We start from the raw sequence: 20,889 nt of genomic DNA, 5'->3' as shown, positions 1-20,889 counted from the left end.
AGGATATAACAGGAGATTAAAAGGGGATTTGCTGGCGCGTTACCTGGAATATTTAACATTGTATTAGCCGGGTAGTTGTCGCTTTATTACTGGATAATTTGCCTAACTAAAAATTAAAATATTAGAAAAGTTTTTTTAGTAACATCCTCAATATAATTACTAGAAATTACAACTGTGGTCTGAGATTGTATGCTTGTAGTACCTCTTCTGAATAAATATAAAAAATACCTGATGTGGTCCTATCGTACCCTTGGGTTTTTACAAATAGCCGGAAAATATTCCTTTTTGTTTTTATTGATGATTCTATTTAACCTGTATGAACTGGCTTATTATGTTCCCGGAGTGGATAAACTGAGTAAGTTCCAGGTATACCTGGGCACTTACTGGTTTAACCTCGGGTTAATGGCTGCAGGGGCAATGGTGCTGATTTTCCTTACCGGTTTAATTTCCAGGTTATTTAACAGGAGAACTAAATTTAATCTGATAAATCTCCTTGAAACCAGTTTTCCGGAACTAAAAACAAGGCTGAGTACAGCATATGATAACAGTCAGAACATCAACATAGTTACAAAGAAACTGCTTGAGGACGTGCACAGCCAACTTACCGGCATCAAAATAAAAAAAATAGTTCCGAAAAACCAGATTTTCAGATCGTTTATAATATTTCTGCTGGCTGCAGGAGCGGTCACCTTCTGCATACATGAGGGCTTCAGTTTTGATATCTCTCCCGGCCAGCTAATCGATGACCTCCGGGATAATATTTCAAACATGAATGCCAGAGCGGCTTATGAGAAAAATGAGGACGTTGTACCGGATTCCAGGTATAAGATAAAAGCTGTCATTATAAAAAATGGAGATCAGGTTGAAATGAAAATCAACCCGAGTCTGGGACTCGGGTTCACAAGCCAGATAGATGCGGATACTGAAAAAAATTTCAACGAGAGCTCGGACAGCTTTAATGAGGAATTCAAGCAGAGTCAAACCTATTCGGAAAACCTGCCCGAAGAATATGAGCCTTTGATTAAACAATATTTTGAAGCACTTTCATCCTGAATCTTTCCCCTTTATGAATCATTCTCTATGACGAAGTTATGGAATAAAGAAGGTCGGATTAAGCAAAAAGCCCTTAAAGCAGCAGAAGTGCCCGAATTTACAGCAAATGCCTGATTTATGTAAAAATAACGGAGTTTCAATATGAGAGAGTTACAGGAAATCCAGCTTGAAGATTCTGAACTTAACTTAAAACCCACATATGAAAAAGCCCCCCAGATTTTTGAGGTTATCTTTAAAGAAATTGGCAATGCTATCGTCGGCCAGAAAGAAATGGTCCGGCAGATCCTCATAGGCATGCTGTGTGAAGGGCACGTCCTCGTCGAAAGCAATCCCGGGCTCGGCAAGACACTTACTATATCCACTATTTCTCAGATCATGAGTATGAAGTTTAGCAGGATACAGTGTACACCTGACCTTATGCCTGCAGATATCACAGGGACTGACATTATCGAAGAAGACGAGAGAGGTTCAAAACACTTCAAGTTTAAGCAGGGTCCCGTCTTTGCAAACATCGTGCTTGCGGATGAAATCAACCGTGCTTCCCCAAAAACCCAGTCCGCCCTGCTCGAAGCCATGCAGGAAAAGCAGGTGACAGTGGCAAGTACGACATATCAACTGGACAGGCCTTTTTTTATCCTTGCGACACAGAACCCGATCGAAATGGAAGGGACCTATACACTTCCCGAAGCTCAGCTTGACAGGTTTTTAATGAAAATCCGTCTCGGTTACCCGGATTCAGAAGAAGAGTTTGAGATTGTAAACCGTTATGCTGAGGCTTTCAGGCCAGCTGTAAGGAGATGCATGGACAAAAATACGTTTCTTGAACTGCAGCAGATAACTCGCAGAATTCCTATATCAAACAAGCTCAAAAAATATGCAATCGATATTGTAAACCAGACCAGAAATATGCCTGAAATGATAGAAGCAGGTGCATCCCCGCGTGCTTCAATTGCACTGATCCTCTGTGCAAAGGCAAACGCGTTTCTCGATGGCAGGGGGTATGTTGATAAAGAGGATATTGACACCATGGCCCTTCCGGTTCTCAGGCACAGGCTAATCCTATCTTTTGATGCTGCAAGGAATAACATCACCAGCGATAAAATCATAGAAAAAATCCTGGAAGGCGGAAAAAAAATTATCTGATCCGGCCAGCGGAAAAAAATAGCAGAGGCAATGATCATACATGGCTGGCGTAAAACACACAATCGATACATCATTCCTGACACAACTCGACAGGTATGCGATCCCTCTCAGCAGGAGAGTTTCAGCAATTCACACGGGCAGTCACCAGTCAACCAGGACAGGGGCAGGGCTTGACCTCATTGACCATAGAAAATACAATCCGGGAGATTCATTAAAAAAAATCGACTGGAACCTCTATGCACGTACGGAAAAACTCTATATCCGCAGGTTCGAAGAAGACAAAAACCTTAACATGGTCATACTGCTTGACGCCAGCAGCAGCATGCTCTTTCCCGACGGTACGCCGAACAAGTTTGAATATGCGTCAACAATAGCCGCAGGAGTTTCTTACATCGTAATGAAACACAATGACGTGTACACCATTTCAACGTTTGCAGATGATGTGGATTACACAAAGGCACACAAAGGAAGGGACGATTTCCTGCGGACAGTAGATTCCCTGACCCGGATTCCGGTCAATGGAAACACAAAACTTGCAGACTGCGCCGACTCCATATACCCGAGAATTAAAACGAAATCAATGGTGCTTATAATTTCAGACTTCCTGGACAGCATAGATTCGGTCCGTAATGCAGTTAACAAACTGTCTAGAAATGAGCTTGTGCTTGTACACATTTATGACGAGACTGAAATGAACCTGCCTGAAACCGTGGACGGAGCAGTAAAATTCATTGACAGCGAGACTAACGAAGAAATCAGTTTTACGGTGGGCCCCAACTTTAAAAAAGAATATGCTTCCGAATACGCAAAGCATGTGGCTGAACTGGAAAAAATTGCCTACGATTTTAAAATCCCTTACTTCCGCGTCAGCACAAAAAACCAGCCGTTTGATACTGTTCTTAGAATTATAGGTGAAGGGTGATCCTGCCCATGGACTTTGAATTTTCTCAGGGCCTGGCTGCGCTTGCAGGCATAATTCCCCTTATAATAGTATACCTGCTTAAGCCTCGCCCTAAAAACATTATTCTGCCTTCTCTTATGTTCGTTCGGAGGATAAGCCAGAATGTGCTTGATTCAAGACGCACCATCAGTAAAAAAATAACAGACCCTCTTTTCTTCATACAGCTGCTGGCCCTTATTCTTATATCGGTAGCAATTGCAGGGCCCCTCTTAGAAGAAGTAAAAGCAGATTCTGAAAAAGTGGTACTTATTATAGACTCGTCTGCAAGCATGACCGCGCCTGATAGGGTTGATGGTGCCAGGGCAATAGCAATAGACAGCCTGGCTGAAGAAAACACGATTATCACCGCAGAAAGTATTCCTCTGGTGCTTGCAAAAGCGCTGGATGCAGATGATGCAAAAGGGGTAATTAAAAGCCTGAAGATGAGGAACACTCCCGGAGATATGCCCAGAGCGATTTTGACCGCTATAAACGAGAAAGAAAACGAGAACGGAAAAATCGTAGTCATATCCGATTTTGAAAACTGGGCTGGGAGGGCACCTGAAACATACATCCGGATTGCAAACACGAGAAATATGGAGCTTGAGTTCAGACAGGTTGGCAATAAAACTGCCAATTACGCAATTGTGGACGGATATTTGAAAGACAGCAATGACGGGACGTATGAATATACATGCACTGTCAAAAACTTTAACGATATCAGTGCAGATCTTGACATTCAACTGGAGAGTAAGGCTGAATCCTCCTCCGGCGCAAAAGTGAGTAGCCCGGTACAGCTTGCAGGGTTCGGAGCGCAGCAAATAAAATATTCAAATATCCCTCAGGGCACATCAACTGTGGAAATACTCAATGAGGACGCAATACCCTGCGACAACATTGCTTATATTTCAATTCCTGAAGTCAAACCCAAAAAAATCCTGGTCTTGACAGACCCTGAGGAGGCTGCCGGGAAGTCTCCCCTGATAACAGCTATATCCCTGCTGCCCGACATTCACCTTGATGTACGGAAGGACCTTCCTGATGATATTACGGAATATGACACCATTATCGTAAACTCCAAGCAAAAATCTCTCCCGGCTCTCGACGTCCTGGAAATCGTGGCTTATGCAAAAAGCGGAAGAGACCTGATAGTCATAGGAAACGAGTGCCTGTACGATTCATTACAGATGCGCGGGCTTTATTCTATCCTGCCTGTAGACATAATTTCAGTAGAAGACGAAGGCAGCCATACCATCGAGACCGTGGGGAGCGGAAAAAATATTTTTGAAGACGTTACGTTCAGCGAGGTATACCTGCGCAGGTTCCTGGTCACTACCCCGAAAGAAGGGGCTTCAGTCCTTGCAGAGGTAAAGGGAACAGGGCCTCTGGTCAGTATGCGGAATATAAAAAACGGGACCGTGACCTATGTAGGATTCAGTGATGCTACCGGAAAAGATGCATGGAACAATTTTGCCACTACCCCTACCTACCCTGTGTTCTGGGTAAAACTGCTCAGGTACATGTGGGGAGTCGGAGACATCAGTGAAACAAACGTGAACACGGGCCGTTACCAGGCATTTGACCAGAATATTCTGATAAAAACTCCGACAGAAACCCTCAGCAGTAGTTTCGTTTATTATGACGAATGCGGGCTGTACAGCCTGAACCAGAAGAACGTTGCTGCTAACCTCTACGATGCCATGGAATCGAATACCTTTACGGAAAAAAGACTGAACCTTACAGGTGAAAATAGAGAAATCAAGAAGCTGGAACTCCGTACAAAGTCCCCTGACAAACTCCGAAAGTACCTTATTTACGCCTTACTGCTGCTTATCATAATTGAAAACGCAGTTATGTTCAGGAGGAGGATCATATGACCTTCAATCCTTATAGTTTTGATTTTTTACACAGCAGCGAATTGCTGCTACTGGTTCCTCTGGCACTCCTTGTGCTTTTAGGGCGCTGGAAAAAGGTCGATAAAAAACATATGTTCTTCCATGCCCTTGTGGTCTTCCTCCTGATCCTGGCTCTCGCTGCCCCCTATTCTGCAGAAATGAGCTCTCCAAAAACCAACCAGACAAGGATAACCATAATCTCCGATGAAAGCACCAGCATGGAACTGCTGCAGAAAGGAGTCTCCGAGGAAATTTCAGAAAAACTCGGGACCAGAGTTCCTGTTACAGTCACAACGGTTTCAGGGATACATACCTCTCTTGGCGATGCTATTATTCAGCAGGCTTCCCCGGAAAACTATGTGCTTGTGGTCTCGGACGGGCAGAGCAATTCAGGAACCCCGGTTGAGGAAGCCCTTTCTTATTGTTACAAAAATAATTTTCCTGTAGCAGCCCTTATCCCCCGGACTGAAAAAGAGGATCTCAGCGTGGAGATTGAAGGCGATAATGAGGCTGTAATCGATAATGACGCGTTTTATAAAGTTAACATCCGAAAGGCAACTGAAGAAAAAATGAGCTACCAGGTAAGGATTACCGTCGACCATCAGAGGGTCCTTGAGCAGGAAATTACCCAGACAGGGAGAATAAAAAGTATAGAGTTCAACCACACTTTTGAGACGCTTGGGCCTCATACTGTAAAGGCAACTCTGCACCCGGCAAGCATAAGTGTTAAAAACCTGGATTATTTTGAGAACAATAACCAGTATATGAAAAGTGTATATGTAACCCCCAAGCCAAAGGTCTTGCTTGTTACAAATGAGCCTGACTCTCCTCTTGCAAATACGATGAAGGAGATCTACGACGTAAGAGTAGCCGGATCATTCAGCTCTCTTAACGGCACGGACGCCGTTATAATTGACAACCAGGCTGCATCAACGATCTCGGATTCAGAAACCAGAACCCTCAGGAATTACGTCACTAACGGCGGGGGCCTGGTAGTTGTTGGGGGAGACTCTTCTTTTGATTACCCGGCAGAAAAAACATACCAGAACACCGGGTTTGAGGAACTCCTTCCTGTCACCTCAGAGCCTTCGAACTGGAGGGGAGGCAGAAACATTGTTCTGATGCTTGATGTTTCGCCCAGTACCCTGCAGAAAAACGGTGTTGGGGGAAGGGTGCTTGACGATATTCTCTCAAATGCCATAGTCCTTCTCGAAAGCGACCTCCTTAAAGATGCAAGAGTCGACGTGATCACCTTCGGAAGCGTGGGGCAGGACATTACAGACGGGTTTATAGATATGTCAAAAGAGTCAAACAGGCTCTGGCTTGATGCTGAAATCCGTAAAATAACGCCGTCAACAGCGCAGGTCACGTCCCTTGAGCGGGGACTTTTTACTGCAAATAATCTACTTAAAGCACAGAACAATAGTGCCGACGCTGAAATTATAATCGTGTCTGACGGCGGAATAGGTAACGTAGCTGAAGGGGATTTAAGGTTTGAGAGAGCAATCCAGTGTGCGGAAAACCTTCACGAAAGCAGTGGCATTAACATCCATTTTGTCCATATATACACTCCGAAAATTGACGAGCTCAAGGTTACCTCTAAAGGTCAGTATTATGCCGAGCTTTTCATGAATAAAATAGGTCTGTCCAAAAACTACCACAGGATAGAGCCTGGAAAGAGGGTAAAAATAAGCTTCTCCGATAACCCCAAAGAGTCCGAAGACAGGGATGACGAATATTCAAGCGGATCAATCATAGTTTACGATCCGAAGCATTTCATTACCCGGAACATTTCCGACATAAACCAGGATATTTTTGGGTACAATGAGGTTACCCCAAAACCTGAAGCAAACCGCCTGGTTATAACAAGGCTTGGCAAACCGGTAATAACGACCTGGAGGCTGGGGCTCGGGCGTGTTGCAGCGATTACAACCGACAATGGGAACGGAAATGGAATTCCCTGGGCTACGTCTCTGTACTCGGGAAATGACAGCCTGATAATTACAAGGACCCTGAACTGGGTAGTTGCAGATCCCGAAATGTCCGAAGAGATCCAGCTAAAGATACCTGACCTTAAAATGAACCAGCCAGGCAGAATCCTGATAACAACTGGAAAAGACGGTGCTCCTGAGCTTTATTTTGACAAAAAGCCAATGGAAATCACCTCCATCGGGAACAACATGTACGAATCATACGTTACAGCCGACACCTTCGGGCTCCACAAAATTTCCGAAACCCCTGTTGACGCAAACCTGACCGAGGAATTAATGTCTGAAGCTTCGGGGACTAAAAACGTATCCTGGAGGCCTGCTGCCGTAAACCGCCCGGACGAATATACATATGTCGGCGAAAATACTCTTTTCAGGACAGCTATACTTGAAAACGGAGGGAAAATCTACACTAAAGGAGACGTCTACTCAAGTATATTGGAGGACGCTTCAACCGGCACAAAGAAAAAAATCCTGACAAAAGTCTTTTATACGAAATATTTCCTTGCCCTCGCTTTCCTGATATACCTGCTGTATACCCTGCACCACACATATAATACACGGATGAAATGATACACGGATGAAATGACAGTATCCTGAATAGGTTAATTGATATATATAACCCGAAGACAGCCTGCAAATCCAGGAAGTATGATTATGAATACAGCCAAAGAATACAATAAGCTCAGAGATGTGATTTATCCAAAGTACGAGATCCTGTGTATGTAGAGACATCAAGTGAAATATGTAACTACATTAGTTTAATGATGTAATGTTAAACTAATTAACTAATATTAATGAGATCAACTACTAAATATAGCAATAATGCAACATTACGTGTTAAAAATATTATATATGAGAACCGCATAGTATAATTTGCGTTCTCATCTAATACCCCACTAGCAAACAAACACCTACTCCACAACAAAGAGACTAAATAAAACTCTCACCCCCACAAATCAAATACCTCAAACCTCTTCCCAAACAATAAAATATCTTAGTACCCTTTAGGAACTTCCAGATATTTTCCGGTGGGAACGCAATCTTTTCTTCAAAAAAGAAATCGATTTTTAAGATTTTTTTCATCTTCTTTTTCAGCAAGGAACTTGATTAGTCCAATTAGTACAATGAGTCAGACGAATTCAATTTAATATAACCCATTACAAAAGCCGGTTTTTGTTTTGCCCGTTTCTGGCGCGTATAATTTTTGTTTATTTCAGGGCTGAAAAGCTGTTTTTCTAAATTTGTCTAAATCTTATCTAGTTGACCTGTTGAAATTGACAACTGATTTTGAATATAATTTTTTGAATAAAACTGAGTGTAATTTGAATTCTATCCGGTTTTATAGACATGAGTTGTAGAGGTTAACGAGAAGTAGCATTTAATTGGGTAGAAAATGGTATCAGGTTGAAAGAGGGAGAAGTAGAACAACAAAGAAAAGCCAAACCAGTTGCAGTATTTCCTTATTGCGGTCATAATAAATAGAATGAAGATCAGAAGAACAGATCAGGATGTTTCCAGCAGCTGGGTTCTCGGAAATTAGATTCTCGCAGTTGTTATAAAAATCCAGGCACTCTTTTTCCGAATCAGATTTTTTAACAGAGTCGTCTGATGTTTGTATCTCTTTATCATCTCCGTGATTTTCGAGGCCTAATAGAAGAGGGTCTTCTGAAAGATAAGGTCCTGCAGGATACGTCAGTACACCTTCCTTTATTATAGTACCTGCTGGCCTGGCATCAGCTGCATTTGCTGTGATCAGTACCCCAATAATCAGAATCAAAATGAAATTAAATTTTTTTATACCTCTTCCTCCTCAAGTTTTGGAACGATATTAAAAATAAAAGAATCATTTGACACCAATATATTAAAGAAGAATTGGATCAAGTACTATATAGTGTTTTTTAAAAATTCAAATAAATATATTTCTACTGATGCTTTCCTTTGAGTGGGATGCCGCACACGTTTTATCTGTCGATATATGATTATATCTATAATGGAAAGTTATATTGATGAACTCTCGGATACAAAGGTTCACTAATATTATTCATTAAAAATATTATATACAGTGAGCGCCTAGTATATTTTGCGTTCTCATCTCTCTACGCCAAATTAGCAAACACCTATTCCAAACCTACTTCAACATCCACTCCGAAAAACTACCCCATAAATAAAGAGATAATACCAAAACTCACAGCCTATGAGTCAAGTACCTCAAACCTCTTCCCAAAACAAAAGCATCTCTTATAAGTATTCGGAACTTCCAGAATTCAGGTGGGAACGCAATCTTTTCTTCAAATTCTAAAATGATTATTCCGGACTTTTTGATAATACCCTTACAGCTCTGTAACAAAACACTTTTCTTAAAAAAGAAGATCGGTTCTAAAAATCTTAGTCTTTGCAAGTTTATGGCCAATCATGCAGGATAAGGCATCTGATAAACCAACCTGTTTTCAGAATTTAGAATATGTTCGTAAAACCGATAACTACCCCCTCATTTCAATGAGGGGGTAGTTACTGGCAACAAAATATCCTCAGTTTTTGCAATCCATAATATTTTTCAGTTCCGGATTCAATTCCAGTGCTCTCTTCCTGGCTTCAATAGAATCATCGGCTCTGCCAATAGAAGCAAGAGCGGCACTTTTTTTATACCAGGCTTCGGCATAGTCCGGCTTTAACTTTATTGCCTGCTCGTAGGCTTTTATTGCTTCATCTTTTTCCCCGATTTCACAGAGCACATTGCCCTTATCTACCCATTCAGCAGAGCTTTTCGGTTGCGAAGCGATTAAATTGTTTATTGCCTTTTTCTTCCGGGACGAACTCCGGGTTATCATAAATCCGCCCAGTAAAATAAGTCCAAGAGACGCGAGAGGCCATGAATCGCCAAAGATATCGACGATAATAAACTGGTATCCGAATAAAGGTAATATAAAGGAAAAAATCCCTATGACAACAAGTGTTTTACCTGTACTCCCCATTTAAATCACCCTTTTCCGCAAATAGCGCGGCGTATTTATTCATAATCTAAGTTTCTGAAATCTCCTTTTTATTTATCTGATCGAAGCATAGTATAATTAGTCCAAACTCTATATAAATTTTTAGATTTCTCAACAAAGATTTTTATTTAAACTCGGGTTTGGAAATCAACAAAAAAGCATGAAGATCAAGTTCAAGATTAAATGATTTACTGGAAGCCTTCGCTTACCTTCAAAAACTCGCCGTACATTAATTGCCTGGCAAACTTTTCGTACGAACTCTAAAGCGATAATGGATAACCCTTGAAGGCTCAGGCCATTCCTGCACAGGACACTTCTTGCCCCAAATTCCACTGGCGCTCATCAAAAACAATAAAGTAGAAGTCTACCTGACAAAACGATTATTAATGCCCATAAGTTAGTCCTCTTGAGCGCAGCGAAAAGGACTGCGTACTGTTGCGATTACATCGCAACTCCCAGAAAATCTCCAATTTCCTGTGATCCCAAAGCGCAATTCGGGCGAGGTGCAATTCGGGCGAGGTGCAATTCGAGCGAGTCACAATTTGGGTGTGACACATATATAAAAAAAAGGAAAGTAATAAACTGTAAATGAAGTGTTAATGTAACTCAGTTACACGGATAACACTTAATAGCGGTTCTCTCTGGGAGTCCTGTGGTTAGGAAGGCAGTCCCTGCAGTAGACCGGTCTTTCTGGGTCAGGTTTGAAAGGCACTTCAGTTTCAACGCCGCAATCAGAACAAACTGCTGTGTGCATTTCCCTGGGACCGCTGTTTCCGCGGAAACCTCCGGAATTTCCCCTGAAATTTCTGTCATTAAAAGCCATTTTCGTTTCACCTCCGCTTATAGCGGATAGTCAATAGTTTAAAAATAAGATTGTATAGAGCTCTTTGATTAAAAACAAAAATGAGTTTTTAATAACAGATTATACGTATCTTTATTTTTAACGTATGTACGAGACAGATATATTATATAAATATATCTGTAAAGCATGTAACTATATGAAAATTTATCTATTTCATAAGTTAGATTCATACCGTTTTTTCTCTATCATTCCAGGGGTTAATTTCCTGACTGAAAATGTGATCACTGGAAGTCTCAACTGATTTTTCAACTGATTTTTCAACCGGGAATTCAACTGCTTTTTTTATCGTTCTTTCAACCGAATTTTCAATTGAGCTTGCAGTTGAACTTCCTGTCTGGACAGGGGTAATTCCAAGTATTTTCTTTGTTCTGATGGCTGCAAGCAAAAACCCGTATGTGAGTGGACCTATAATTATTCCGATCGGGCCAAGAACGAAGACCGGAGCTGCAAAGGCTATAAGAGTAATTGCCGGATGGATTGCAGCCCGGTTTCTGGCAAGCCTTGGTCTTATTAAGAAATCAGGGATAATGCTCAGGAAGACGATTCCCAGGAAAATCAGGGCTCCTGCTGTAAAAAAGTCCTGTATGAGGACATAGTAAAGGGCAAGGAGGCCGTAGACCGTGCCTGCTCCGACAACCGGCAGGAGAGCCATTATGAAGGTTATAATTCCCCAGATAAGAGGATAAGGTACTCCAAGTACCCAGTAAAGGATTCCCCCGATTACACCGGTCACGAGACATGTCAGGAAGTAGACTATGAAGAGGCTCTGGTAAATGTAATTGAGCTCCCCGAGGAATACAACTCCCACTTTCCTGTCCGGAAAGAGATTCGGAAGTTCGGCTGCGATAGTTTCGCTTTCTACGAGAAGGTAATAGGTCAGGACAACAATTACTATCAGCTCTACAATCAGGATCGAAAGGCCGGTTGAAATCTGAAATATATTATTCTGGATTTCGGGGACATAATCCGTGACCAGGGAGTTAAAGTATGCACCGATGCTTTCAGTCAGTTTCCCGGGATGAGTCTGGATAAAAGGCTCAAAAAGTCCGACTATCCGCCTGAGATCCATATTTGCAAACCCGTTAAGGGTATTGGGAATTTCTAAAATTTTTGAAATTTCATTCATTAAAGCCTTCACTATCATAACACTGGAGGATATTGTAATAAGAAAGATTGCGCCAATCGGGATCAGGGCGCAAGTATGCTTACGCTTTATGAATCGGAGGCAAAAAAAGTACACTGGATGAATAACGTAAGCAAAAAGAGCGCTGAGAACAATAACATAAAAAAAAGCGGATGTTATATATAAGGCATATAAAGAAACCAGTGTGATTATCACTGCATAGATAGCCTTAATAGGATCATAATTTTTCATATTATTAAATACTGAGAAAGTAGTTAAATAACTTACTATCAATATAAATAAACTCCTCTCTGTGAAAGCATTGAATTCGTTTTCTTGAAAGCATTAATGTATTAATGTTTGAGAGGATAAAATGTATTTGAGAGGCCCAAATTCGTTTATAATTCGGTAGGATAAAAGTGTTGAAATGAAATAAAATGAAATAAAATGAAATAAAATAAAATAAAAATAGAAAAATAAAAAACAAATATCTAAAAAATATTTCTAGAATGTTTGAGAATATTTGGTTACAGAGATATGGTTTCTGCCTTCTTCCGTTTGAAAATGGCAGTTACTGTTCCTTCATCATCAATATCTTCCTTAATTAAAATCAGTTCCCAGCCCTCATTTCCAATTTTTTCAAGGTCGCTCATCAATTGTGGCATATGCACACCATGAACTCTGCGAGAATCATATTCCCATAGATGTATCATTCAATACCCCCTCCTAACGATAAAGAGAAACTTTGTGATGTAAATTATTGCAATAAAACTATAAATAACCAGAACAAAAGAAAAAAAACAATTGAGTTTTTGTTTTTAATGCAGCCTATATCTGATCCTTTTTATCCTGATAAATATTTTTCACATTTATATCTAGCTATTTTTGCCCGAATCGGATAGTTCCGGAACTGAAGACCGATAAAGTATTCCGTCCTCATATTTTATCCTGCGGATTCTCTCACGCGCCATGAAATCCAAAACCATTTCAATATCTTCAGGGTATCCGGTATCGGGATATAATGGAGTAAGGGGCTGGGAGTTCTGCCCTGAGACATAGAACATATTTTCCCCGAAATAAGCGATGTAGTCCAGCTGATACTTCTCAAATACGAGGCAAATGAATTTTTTTGATAGAGGAGACTTTGCAAATTCAAAGTCCTCGTCTGTCATTTCAATGCCTGCTTCGTACATAATATAAGGATTGGCAGGATTGGATATAAATTCCAGGGAGAAAGATCTTTCTTTTAAATTCCAGGGTAAAGGACCCTTATTTGCCTGTAACTTTTGGCATCCTGATTCCGGGGATCAGGCCTATAAACCTGCCAACGCGCCTGTAGCGCTCCAGCATGTCCTGTTCCTGCCTGATATCTTCGAGTTTTTCAAAAATATACTGGTTTTCAGGAACATTGGGGATCTGGGCTCTGAGAAAATTGAGCAGAGAATCAAGTTGCCTGTCCAGTTCTTTTTTGTCTTTTTCAAGGTCCTGGAAAATCCACTCCCTGACCTTCTGGCTTACAGTGCACACGATTTTTTCCGTGGGAGTACCCTTTGCCTTCAGGCAGGCTGTCCTTGCTCTGTACCGGATTCCGGAAAGTGTCTCTTTTAACTTCTGTTCCAGAACTACCTTTCCAATCCTGGGATACTCTTTTTTCACAGTTTTCTGTGCAAGAATAACGTCTTCTTCCATGGCCTCCAGAAGGCCTGAAACCCTATCAAAAGCTGCAACACAGGTCTCAAGCAGTTTCTTCTGGGCAGGCAGATCTCCGGGAGTCAGAGTTCCTGTTGCTCTAAGAAGCCCTGTGAACTCTCCCAGAATTTCCAGAAGCCTCTGATTTTCTTCCAGATCCCTGATCTCATGGGCTAGCTTTGAGAGGTATCTCTCACTTCCGAGCCTTGCAGCCCTCTCCGGACTGTCGCTGAAAAGTATTTGCAGGAAAGTCTCGTAAAATGGAGAGTAGAACTCAGGGATGACAGTGTCAATAGAAGTTTCAAATGCTTCTTTTAAGTATTTGACCGCTTCCTTGAGCCCAAAAAGATAAGCAGCTTCATTTTCCGCCTTGAGTGCCCTCCAGAGGGAAGCTCTTCCAAGGGAGCGGAGTGCGTACCTGCGGACATAAATATAAGGATTATCGATAAGAACCTGCAGGTCTCTCCATGCCCGTGTTTTATCAGGCACATAGAAAAAGGCAGGGCCAAGAGCTCGTGTTGCAGCCCGCTGCACAAAACTGTCGCTATGAGTTGAAAGCCTGATAAGGTCACTCCAGGCTTTTCCTTTATCCTGAATATCTGTATATCCGGATGCAAGAGCAAGTACCGCCCCTTTCCTGACTTCCCTATCCTCAACGGATGTAAGCCTCAACAGATCGTTCCATGCCCTCTGTTTATTATCGGAATATGTATATGCAACGGCAAGAAGCTCTGCGGCTCTTTTCCGGAGCTGGGCATCCTGGCTTTCAGTGAGTTTGACAAGGTCATAAAAAACTCCGGATTTTTCCTCAACCGCTGGGAATACATGGGAAAGCAGCCCTGCAGTGCCCTTTCTGACTCCTGTGTCTCCATCCCCTGACATTTTTAGAAGTTCCCTCCAGAGATCCTGCGTCTTGCCTTCCTTTCGAGAATAAAGAGTGAGTAGAGACTCGATTGCGCCTCTCCGCATCTGCGGGTCCGGGTCCTGTATCAGGCTTAGCAGCTCTCCTATGACTTCTTTCTTATCCGGCAGGTGAGGGTATGCCCTGGCAAAGGAATCAGCTGCGTCTTTTCGTACATAGCTGTCCCTGTCACCAGTCAGCTTCAGGAGGTCAAAAGCAGGTTTTCTATTTTCTTTTTCTGATGCCAGCTCGTAAAAACCTGCAGGTTTACTTTTTTCCTCTCCCTCCCACTCTCCTGCCATTTTTACCCATTTTTCCCTCTTTTCTCCCCATTCTTCTTTCTCTTTATTTTTTCCTGTTTCCGTTTCCACTTCATTTATCTCATACCCATTACAGAATTGAGGGCAGACAGAAGCAAGAGTATTTACGACTCTCCTGAGCACATAACTATCCTTCTTTTCAGCCAGACTAACAAGGTCCGAGTATGCCTGATTTTTGTCTGACACGTGTGGAAAAACCTTGCCGAGGGTATCAGCTGCGGTTCTCCGGACATATTCGTCCTCATCCCCTGTGAGTTCAATAAGTTTCTTCCATACGGGGTCTTTGTCGTCCAGACCCGGGAATACAGCTGAAAGCGCATCTGCAGCAGTATCCCTTACGTACCCGTCCCTTGCCCTGGTGAGCCTCAGGAAATCAGCCCATACCCTGGTTCTGTCGGGCATATCAGGGAATATAGCCACAAGGGCATCTGCTGCCTGCTTTCTTACAGGTCCGCTCTCATTTTCCGTAAGCCTGAAAATGTTTTCCCATACCCTTTTTTTCTCAGGTACAGAAGAAAAGACAGAAGGCAGAGCAAGCAGAATTTCCTTTTGCACTGCCTGATCTACGGATTTTCCTGCCAGTTCCAGCATCTCTTCCCAGGCTTCATCTTTCTTTTCATCAGGCAAAGATGGAAAAACCTCCCCAATAGACCTTGCAGCCAATTTCCTTACCTTTGAATCTCCGGATTCGCCTGCCAGTTTCAGTAATTCTTCCCAGGCGTCATTTTTCCTTCCACCCGGCATTTCATGAAAAACAATATTTAATATAGAAGCCGCTTTTTCTCGCACATAAGAGTCATCTGAAAAAGTCATCTCAAGCAGGTCTTCCCAGGCCTGCCCCTTATTCGGGATCTCACGGACCACGTCAGGAAGCAGGCGGACAATTCCCCTGCTAACGTCTTCCATACTTGATTTTGAATTTACCAGCTCAGCCAGATCTTTCCATGCCCGGTCTTTATCAGGCATAAGTGGAAAAACAGCAATCAGAGCATTTACTGCCCTTCTCATTACCATCTCTGACGGATAAGCCGTAAGGTTTACAAACCTCTCCCAGACAAGCTCCCTATCAGGTACATTAGGAAAAACCGTCTGAAGGGAATTTACAGCCTCTTCCCTTACCTTATTGTCCCTGTCAGAACAAAGCCTTAAAAGGTCTTCAAATGCCTGCTTCCGCTCAGGAAAAACCTCAAAAAGGGCTCCCAGCTGTCTTGCAGTCTTTATCCTCTCATCCGAAACCTGACTAAAAGTCTTATCATGTATACCGGGCTGGTCACTCAAGAATTCCCACCAACTGCTGCTTTAATCCCTTCCGATTTGCTATATTTGAGTTTTGCAGGTTTATTTCATATAAATATAAAGGACTATATATGATATTTTGACATTTATGTCTAATAAATATATCTTCGTGAGGTATGTATATATAGTGTGAGCTATATATATAAATGGCAATCAAAGAGTATAACTTTTCTAATATTTCCGGATTTTTGATTGATTGCAGTACAGCATATTGAAAAATGAAGGCATGATATAAGGAGTATTTTATGGAGTTTACGGATTCAGCGATAACTTTTAGGCAAAAAAATATAGTAATAAAGTCTCTTCGGTATATGGAAAGACATAAAAAAATTAGTCAGTATTGCGATGAATACAAAAAAAGCTGGCCTGAATTATCCTTTGATGAGGCAAGTAACTTAATCAGGATACTCGATAAGATGTCCTGGCAGTAACTATTTTTAGCTTCTATTCTTAGTTTCTTTCAGCTCTTTCTTATTTAGTTTCAAGTTTGTTTTTGCTCCATACTGTTGCTTTAGGCAATTTGAGACCGGTGATATGTCGATTGGCTCAGGGGTACGAGTCCAATACCTCGGGAGTTCGGGGAGCGGTCACAAGCAAATAAAACCCCCGACGTTTCCTTTTTAGTTGCCACTTTAAAACTCTTTAGTTTCCTCATACTCAGGGTATTCAACTTTTCCCATGAAAAGGATGCAACCTGTCCGTTTATCCTCTATGAAGAACATGAATGGATGGTCGGCTTTGAATTCTCTTGGTTTGGAATCCCAGGAGATGCGCATACCCATATCCATCTCAACCATTGTTGCTGCGGCAGCTTCCGTGCCTTCTTCTTGCACATCTATGAAAGCTTGATGAATCACTCTGGATATTGCTAATGGACTGTCGCTAATTCCTGAAAAATTCGCCCTGTTGAGGTTGAATGCATCCACAACGCCCATTTCAACAAGGGAATCGGAAAGTTCGGTTTTAGTCTCAAACTTGAATTTCGGAATCGAAGTCTCTACGTCTTCCCCGGAGTCCATGTCGTTTTTAAGTTTGGCATAGTCGTTTATCGTGAAATCTGTTTCAAATTCTTCAATGTCGTTGTCTTTCGGAAGCACAATGTACATGGATAAGTCGTTGCCTTTATATGGTAATTCTATGATTTTCGCCTTTGAGTTTTCACCATAATTTAAAGCGCTATACATGTACATCATGTCCACAGAGATTTCTTCCCCATTTGCCGGATAAAAAGTTTTTTTGTCCGTCAGTTCCTTATCAAATTCATACACCCATTTCCCATTGAAGTAAATAGCATTCGTGATAATTACCCGTGTATTAGCCGTTATTGAATCTTCAGGAACCAGGTCTTTTATTTTGTTCTTGGTCCTGGCTTCGACCCATTCATTGATGGTATCTCTGGAGTCATCCGATTTTCTTACAAAATCGAGATTTGTCACTTCTCCGTCATAGTATTTTTTCACGTTGGAAATATACGCTTCTTTTATGGGATATCTTTCCTGTACCCAGAGCGCATTTGCAGTTTGAAGCTCATAATCGTTATTTACGGAATTTATCTTGTCGTTTGTTCTCTCCAAACGAACTTTCAAAACTGTTTTATTGGAGGGAAAATAAAATACGTTCGATATTTGCTCCTTCGTAGTGTTTTCAGCTCCCTCATAACAGATTGCCATGGCAGCAGATATGCTGTGCGGCGAAAAGAGGACGTTCTTTTTCTCTTCCGGTTCCAGTTGTGCCAGCTGTGAATACATGTCAAAAGCAAAAGCATTGTTTGCAGCTGCAATATCATAATCTTTTACTGAGTCCGCATTTATCGTATTTCCCGGAATTACAGCCGTATCTTCAATGCAGCCTGTGCACAGCAATGTTAGAGTAAATACAAGAACATTAATTTTCCTTCTGGCCATGTATTATAATATTTGGGGACACTGTACTAAAATTTATTTATATATTAACTGGGAAATACCTGTTCTCCCTGAATAAAGTAAGATGTATGTTCCAAAAATAGAATCAGCCTTTTTTTCAACCTTTTTGATTGCTTTCAGAGTACCTGGATTTTCAACAACCGCTTAATGTACCGGCAAGTACACGGGCAATGCGTGCTTGTGGTTAATTATTATTAGCTTGTGGTTAATTATTATTATGTTATAGATAGATCATACTGAGTTTTCTAAAGCTTCCAACGAAGTATTTATCTGTTATTATATTTATTCCAGTACAGGCATTACATTTACTGATATCACTTTATTCTGGAACTAACCTTACAGAGAAGAATATAACATTTCATAAATGAAGGATGAAACAATGCGGCAACAGGATGCAATAATGAGGCAACTGGCACAGAAAGTAACAGATTTTATCGAACCAGTAGTTCCATATATGGTCATTGGCTCTAAAAGAGCGGCTGAAGAGGCTGTCAATAAAGTAGGGCCTGCTGTCTGGGAGCTTAAGAAAAAACTGTGGGAAAAACTGTTTTCGAGAGACAGGCCGGAGTTGAAGGAAGCCGCAGGAGATCTGGTTATTGCACCCTCCGACCCGGAGGTAAAGCAGGTTTTAATCCGGGCAATTATAAACTCGTTTGAAAAGGACCCGGATTTAGCTAAAGAAATTTCTTCTTTTATGGAAGATGAGCTAATACAGAGAATGATTGTCGAACAGAGGATGAGAACTGAAGATGGTTCAGTCAAGCTTATAAAACAAGATTCAAGTGAGAAAACCAGAGTGCTTGAAGAATTTAATAAACTGCTTGAAGAATTCACAGCAAAAAACAATACTGTCAGTACTGCCCATGATTTAGAGCAGTTAGAAGCTGAGTCCGGAAAAGAAGAAACTATGGAAAAAGCCCTTGACTTTGCTTCTAAGATTCAATATGGAGATTTAAGGTCCCAGGCTCTTTCCCTGATTGTTCCGTATCTGAAGGGGCCCGAAAAGGTAAAACTCATTGAAAAAACCCTTTACTCTACTTCCAATATTCAGGATGAAGACGAAAGAGCCAGGGTCCTCTCTTCGCTTGTCCCTCACCTGAAAAGGCAGGGAAAAGAAGAAATTATTGAAGATATCCTTGACTTCTCTCCCCACATTCAATATGGGGATGCAAAATTCCAGATCCTTTCTTCGCTTGTCCCGCATCTCGAAGAGTCAATAAATGAAGTAATCCTGGAAAAAGCCCTTGAAATGGCATCAGGGATTCAATCCGATTTTCTGAGAGTTCAGTCTTTTTCTTTGCTGATCCCCCACCTGAAAGGGCAAAGAAAAGAAGAAATCATAGAAGAAGCTCTTGAATTGGCTTCCAACCTTAAAGATAAAGACATGAGGCCTCAGGCCCTTTCATTTATTATTCTGTATCTGGATGAATCAAGGAAAAAAGAAATTTTTGAAAAAGCCCTTGAGATGGCAACCGGGATTAAATCCGAGTCTCGGAGGGCTCAGGCGCTTTTTTCGCTTGTTCCGTATATGGTGGGTCTGTGAAACTAGAGTAATTATGTTGGTTTGTTTCCCGAATTATATTTAGTACTGTTTTCAGATCAACAAAGCAACCTCAAGGTTGTTTTGTTTTTCGGGTACCGGGCTCTCACCGGCCTCAAAGCGAAACCGACAGCTTTTCCCGAAAGGGAGAAAAAGAAGGTTTTTAAATCCAAAACCACAACAGTTTTTCTTTTCCTCTACTTCTTTTTCCTCTCCGGGAAAATCGATGCCGAAGTAAGTGATGGGGAAGTCTGCCGCTTCGGCCCCGTCAGCGTAACGCTGCTTGAGGCTACGGGAGGAAAAGGGCAGGTTGGAAGAGTTTTGGAAGTTTATTATAAGTTTGCAGGGTAAGTTCTAAAGCGCCGGGTTAAGGTTTTTCCCTTTTTACATAAGGGCACTCTTTTTACAATAATATCTTTAACATATCATCACCTTTAATATATTATCAGTTTTTAATACATCATACATCATTTCAAATTAATTATTTTCAGCTTAATAATCCAGGGTGAGTGTTATACATGAAAGAATCTGTTAGAAAACTTGGCCTCATAGGGGCTGGCCTGTGGGCAATGACCGAAGAAAAAGTAAATGAGCTTGTAAAAGACCTGGTCGACACAGGAGATATCAGCAAGGAAGAAGGCAAAAAAGTTGTTCAGGACCTGGTTGAAGAAAGCAGGAAACAGAGGGTTGACCTCGAAAAGAAAATCTCTGACAAGATTCAGGATGCTACCTCAAAGGCAGATTTCTTTACCAAAAAAGATATGCGTGAGCTAGAATCAAGGTTAGAGATTCTGGAGGACGAAGTCCAGAAAATGAAAAATAAAGAAAAGATGTTCTTCAAATGAGAGCATCTTTTTCTGGTTAATATTGGCTGTATTTTTTCCTGCTTTATCTTGCTGGTTCTGTTTTGCAGGAGGAATTATTCTTACAGCTCTTTATTCTTACAGCTCTTTATTCTTACAGCTCTTCAATATCTATTTCGTCCTCAAGGCTTGAATTTTCGAGCAGATTCTCAAGTTCTGTAATGTTTTCTTCAAATTCCTGAATTTCTGCTTCGGTAAGTTCCTGTTCAGCTGAAGTATTTTCTTCTGCTCCGGAAATATTTGGGGCTATACCAGCCTCTTCCGCTTTAGAGGCATTGTTTCCGATGCAACCGGACCCTGCAAGCCAGAAAATTAAAATTGACATCACAAGCACATGTGTGAATTTTACCATTTTTTTGCC

General features: G+C 41.4%; 17 protein-coding genes. 8 read left to right on the top strand and 9 right to left on the bottom strand.

The genetic code is table 11. From position 1 onward, the window contains the following. Window positions 1-297: 297 nt before the first annotated feature. The 5 genes from EO98_RS13310 to EO98_RS13290 all read left to right on the top strand — a co-directional run bounded on the left by EO98_RS13310 (window position 298) and on the right by EO98_RS13290 (window position 7,592). Window positions 298-1,053 (top strand): hypothetical protein, encoded by a 756-nt coding sequence (locus EO98_RS13310; protein ID WP_235283505.1) that lies wholly within the window; start codon window positions 298-300, stop codon window positions 1,051-1,053. 141 nt (window positions 1,054-1,194) lie between these two features. Next, complete coding sequence (locus EO98_RS13305) at window positions 1,195-2,196, top strand: MoxR family ATPase (protein ID WP_048138785.1); 1,002 nt, start codon at window positions 1,195-1,197, stop codon at window positions 2,194-2,196. A 40-nt stretch (window positions 2,197-2,236) separates the two neighbouring features. Further along, window positions 2,237-3,118, top strand: a complete 882-nt coding sequence (locus EO98_RS13300) for a DUF58 domain-containing protein (protein ID WP_048138787.1) — start codon at window positions 2,237-2,239, stop codon at window positions 3,116-3,118. 8 nt (window positions 3,119-3,126) lie between these two features. Continuing rightward, complete coding sequence (locus EO98_RS13295) at window positions 3,127-5,013, top strand: VWA domain-containing protein (protein ID WP_048139027.1); 1,887 nt, start codon at window positions 3,127-3,129, stop codon at window positions 5,011-5,013. Continuing rightward, entirely contained in the window at window positions 5,010-7,592 is a 2,583-nt protein-coding gene (locus tag EO98_RS13290; protein WP_048138789.1) for a vWA domain-containing protein, read from the top strand. The genes EO98_RS13295 and EO98_RS13290 overlap by 4 nt, the downstream gene beginning before the upstream one ends. An 829-nt stretch (window positions 7,593-8,421) precedes the next feature. On the opposite strand, the gene EO98_RS13285 is transcribed toward EO98_RS13290, so the two are convergent. The 8 genes from EO98_RS13285 to EO98_RS13240 all read right to left on the bottom strand — a co-directional run bounded on the left by EO98_RS13285 (window position 8,422) and on the right by EO98_RS13240 (window position 18,107). Next, on the bottom strand, window positions 8,422-8,799 hold the full coding sequence (locus EO98_RS13285) for a hypothetical protein (RefSeq protein WP_048138791.1): 378 nt from the start codon (window positions 8,797-8,799) through the stop codon (window positions 8,422-8,424). A gap of 751 nt (window positions 8,800-9,550) precedes the next feature. Beyond that, window positions 9,551-9,994, bottom strand: coding sequence for a tetratricopeptide repeat protein (locus tag EO98_RS13275; protein ID WP_048138794.1), 444 nt, complete (start codon window positions 9,992-9,994; stop codon window positions 9,551-9,553). A gap of 643 nt (window positions 9,995-10,637) precedes the next feature. Then, complete coding sequence (locus EO98_RS13270; RefSeq protein WP_048138796.1) at window positions 10,638-10,835, bottom strand: CxxC-x17-CxxC domain-containing protein; 198 nt, start codon at window positions 10,833-10,835, stop codon at window positions 10,638-10,640. A gap of 205 nt (window positions 10,836-11,040) precedes the next feature. Then, window positions 11,041-12,249: an AI-2E family transporter gene (locus EO98_RS13265; protein ID WP_048138798.1), complete on the bottom strand. Its 1,209-nt coding sequence runs from the start codon at window positions 12,247-12,249 to the stop codon at window positions 11,041-11,043. 275 nt (window positions 12,250-12,524) lie between these two features. Continuing rightward, window positions 12,525-12,710, bottom strand: a complete 186-nt coding sequence (locus tag EO98_RS13260) for a hypothetical protein (RefSeq protein ID WP_048138800.1) — start codon at window positions 12,708-12,710, stop codon at window positions 12,525-12,527. Window positions 12,711-12,872: 162 nt separating this feature from the next. Beyond that, the gene (locus EO98_RS13255; RefSeq protein ID WP_048138802.1) at window positions 12,873-13,190 is read right to left on the bottom strand and encodes a hypothetical protein; all 318 of its coding nucleotides are present in this window, start codon (window positions 13,188-13,190) and stop codon (window positions 12,873-12,875) included. Window positions 13,191-13,266: 76 nt separating this feature from the next. Next, window positions 13,267-16,185: a HEAT repeat domain-containing protein gene (locus EO98_RS13250; protein ID WP_048138804.1), complete on the bottom strand. Its 2,919-nt coding sequence runs from the start codon at window positions 16,183-16,185 to the stop codon at window positions 13,267-13,269. Between the two features lie 650 nt (window positions 16,186-16,835). After that, window positions 16,836-18,107, bottom strand: a complete 1,272-nt coding sequence (locus EO98_RS13240) for a serpin family protein (RefSeq protein ID WP_048138806.1) — start codon at window positions 18,105-18,107, stop codon at window positions 16,836-16,838. Window positions 18,108-18,504: 397 nt separating this feature from the next. Between EO98_RS13240 and EO98_RS13235 the strand changes: the two genes are divergently transcribed. The 3 genes from EO98_RS13235 (at window position 18,505) to EO98_RS13225 (ending at window position 20,510) form a co-directional block, all read left to right on the top strand. Further along, entirely contained in the window at window positions 18,505-19,668 is a 1,164-nt protein-coding gene (locus EO98_RS13235; RefSeq protein ID WP_048139029.1) for a hypothetical protein, read from the top strand. A gap of 81 nt (window positions 19,669-19,749) precedes the next feature. Beyond that, window positions 19,750-20,016, top strand: a complete 267-nt coding sequence (locus EO98_RS13230) for a hypothetical protein (RefSeq protein ID WP_048138808.1) — start codon at window positions 19,750-19,752, stop codon at window positions 20,014-20,016. A gap of 167 nt (window positions 20,017-20,183) precedes the next feature. Beyond that, a complete protein-coding gene (locus tag EO98_RS13225; protein WP_048138809.1) occupies window positions 20,184-20,510 on the top strand; it encodes a phasin family protein in 327 nt (108 codons plus the stop codon). A gap of 112 nt (window positions 20,511-20,622) precedes the next feature. On the opposite strand, the gene EO98_RS13220 is transcribed toward EO98_RS13225, so the two are convergent. Next, window positions 20,623-20,880: a hypothetical protein gene (locus EO98_RS13220; RefSeq protein ID WP_048138811.1), complete on the bottom strand. Its 258-nt coding sequence runs from the start codon at window positions 20,878-20,880 to the stop codon at window positions 20,623-20,625. Window positions 20,881-20,889 lie beyond the last annotated feature (9 nt).

The sequence above is a fragment of the Methanosarcina sp. 2.H.T.1A.6 genome, from assembly GCF_000979455.1.
Classification (GTDB): Archaea; Halobacteriota; Methanosarcinia; order Methanosarcinales; family Methanosarcinaceae; genus Methanosarcina.
This window is presented reverse-complemented; position numbering and strand designations above follow the sequence as displayed.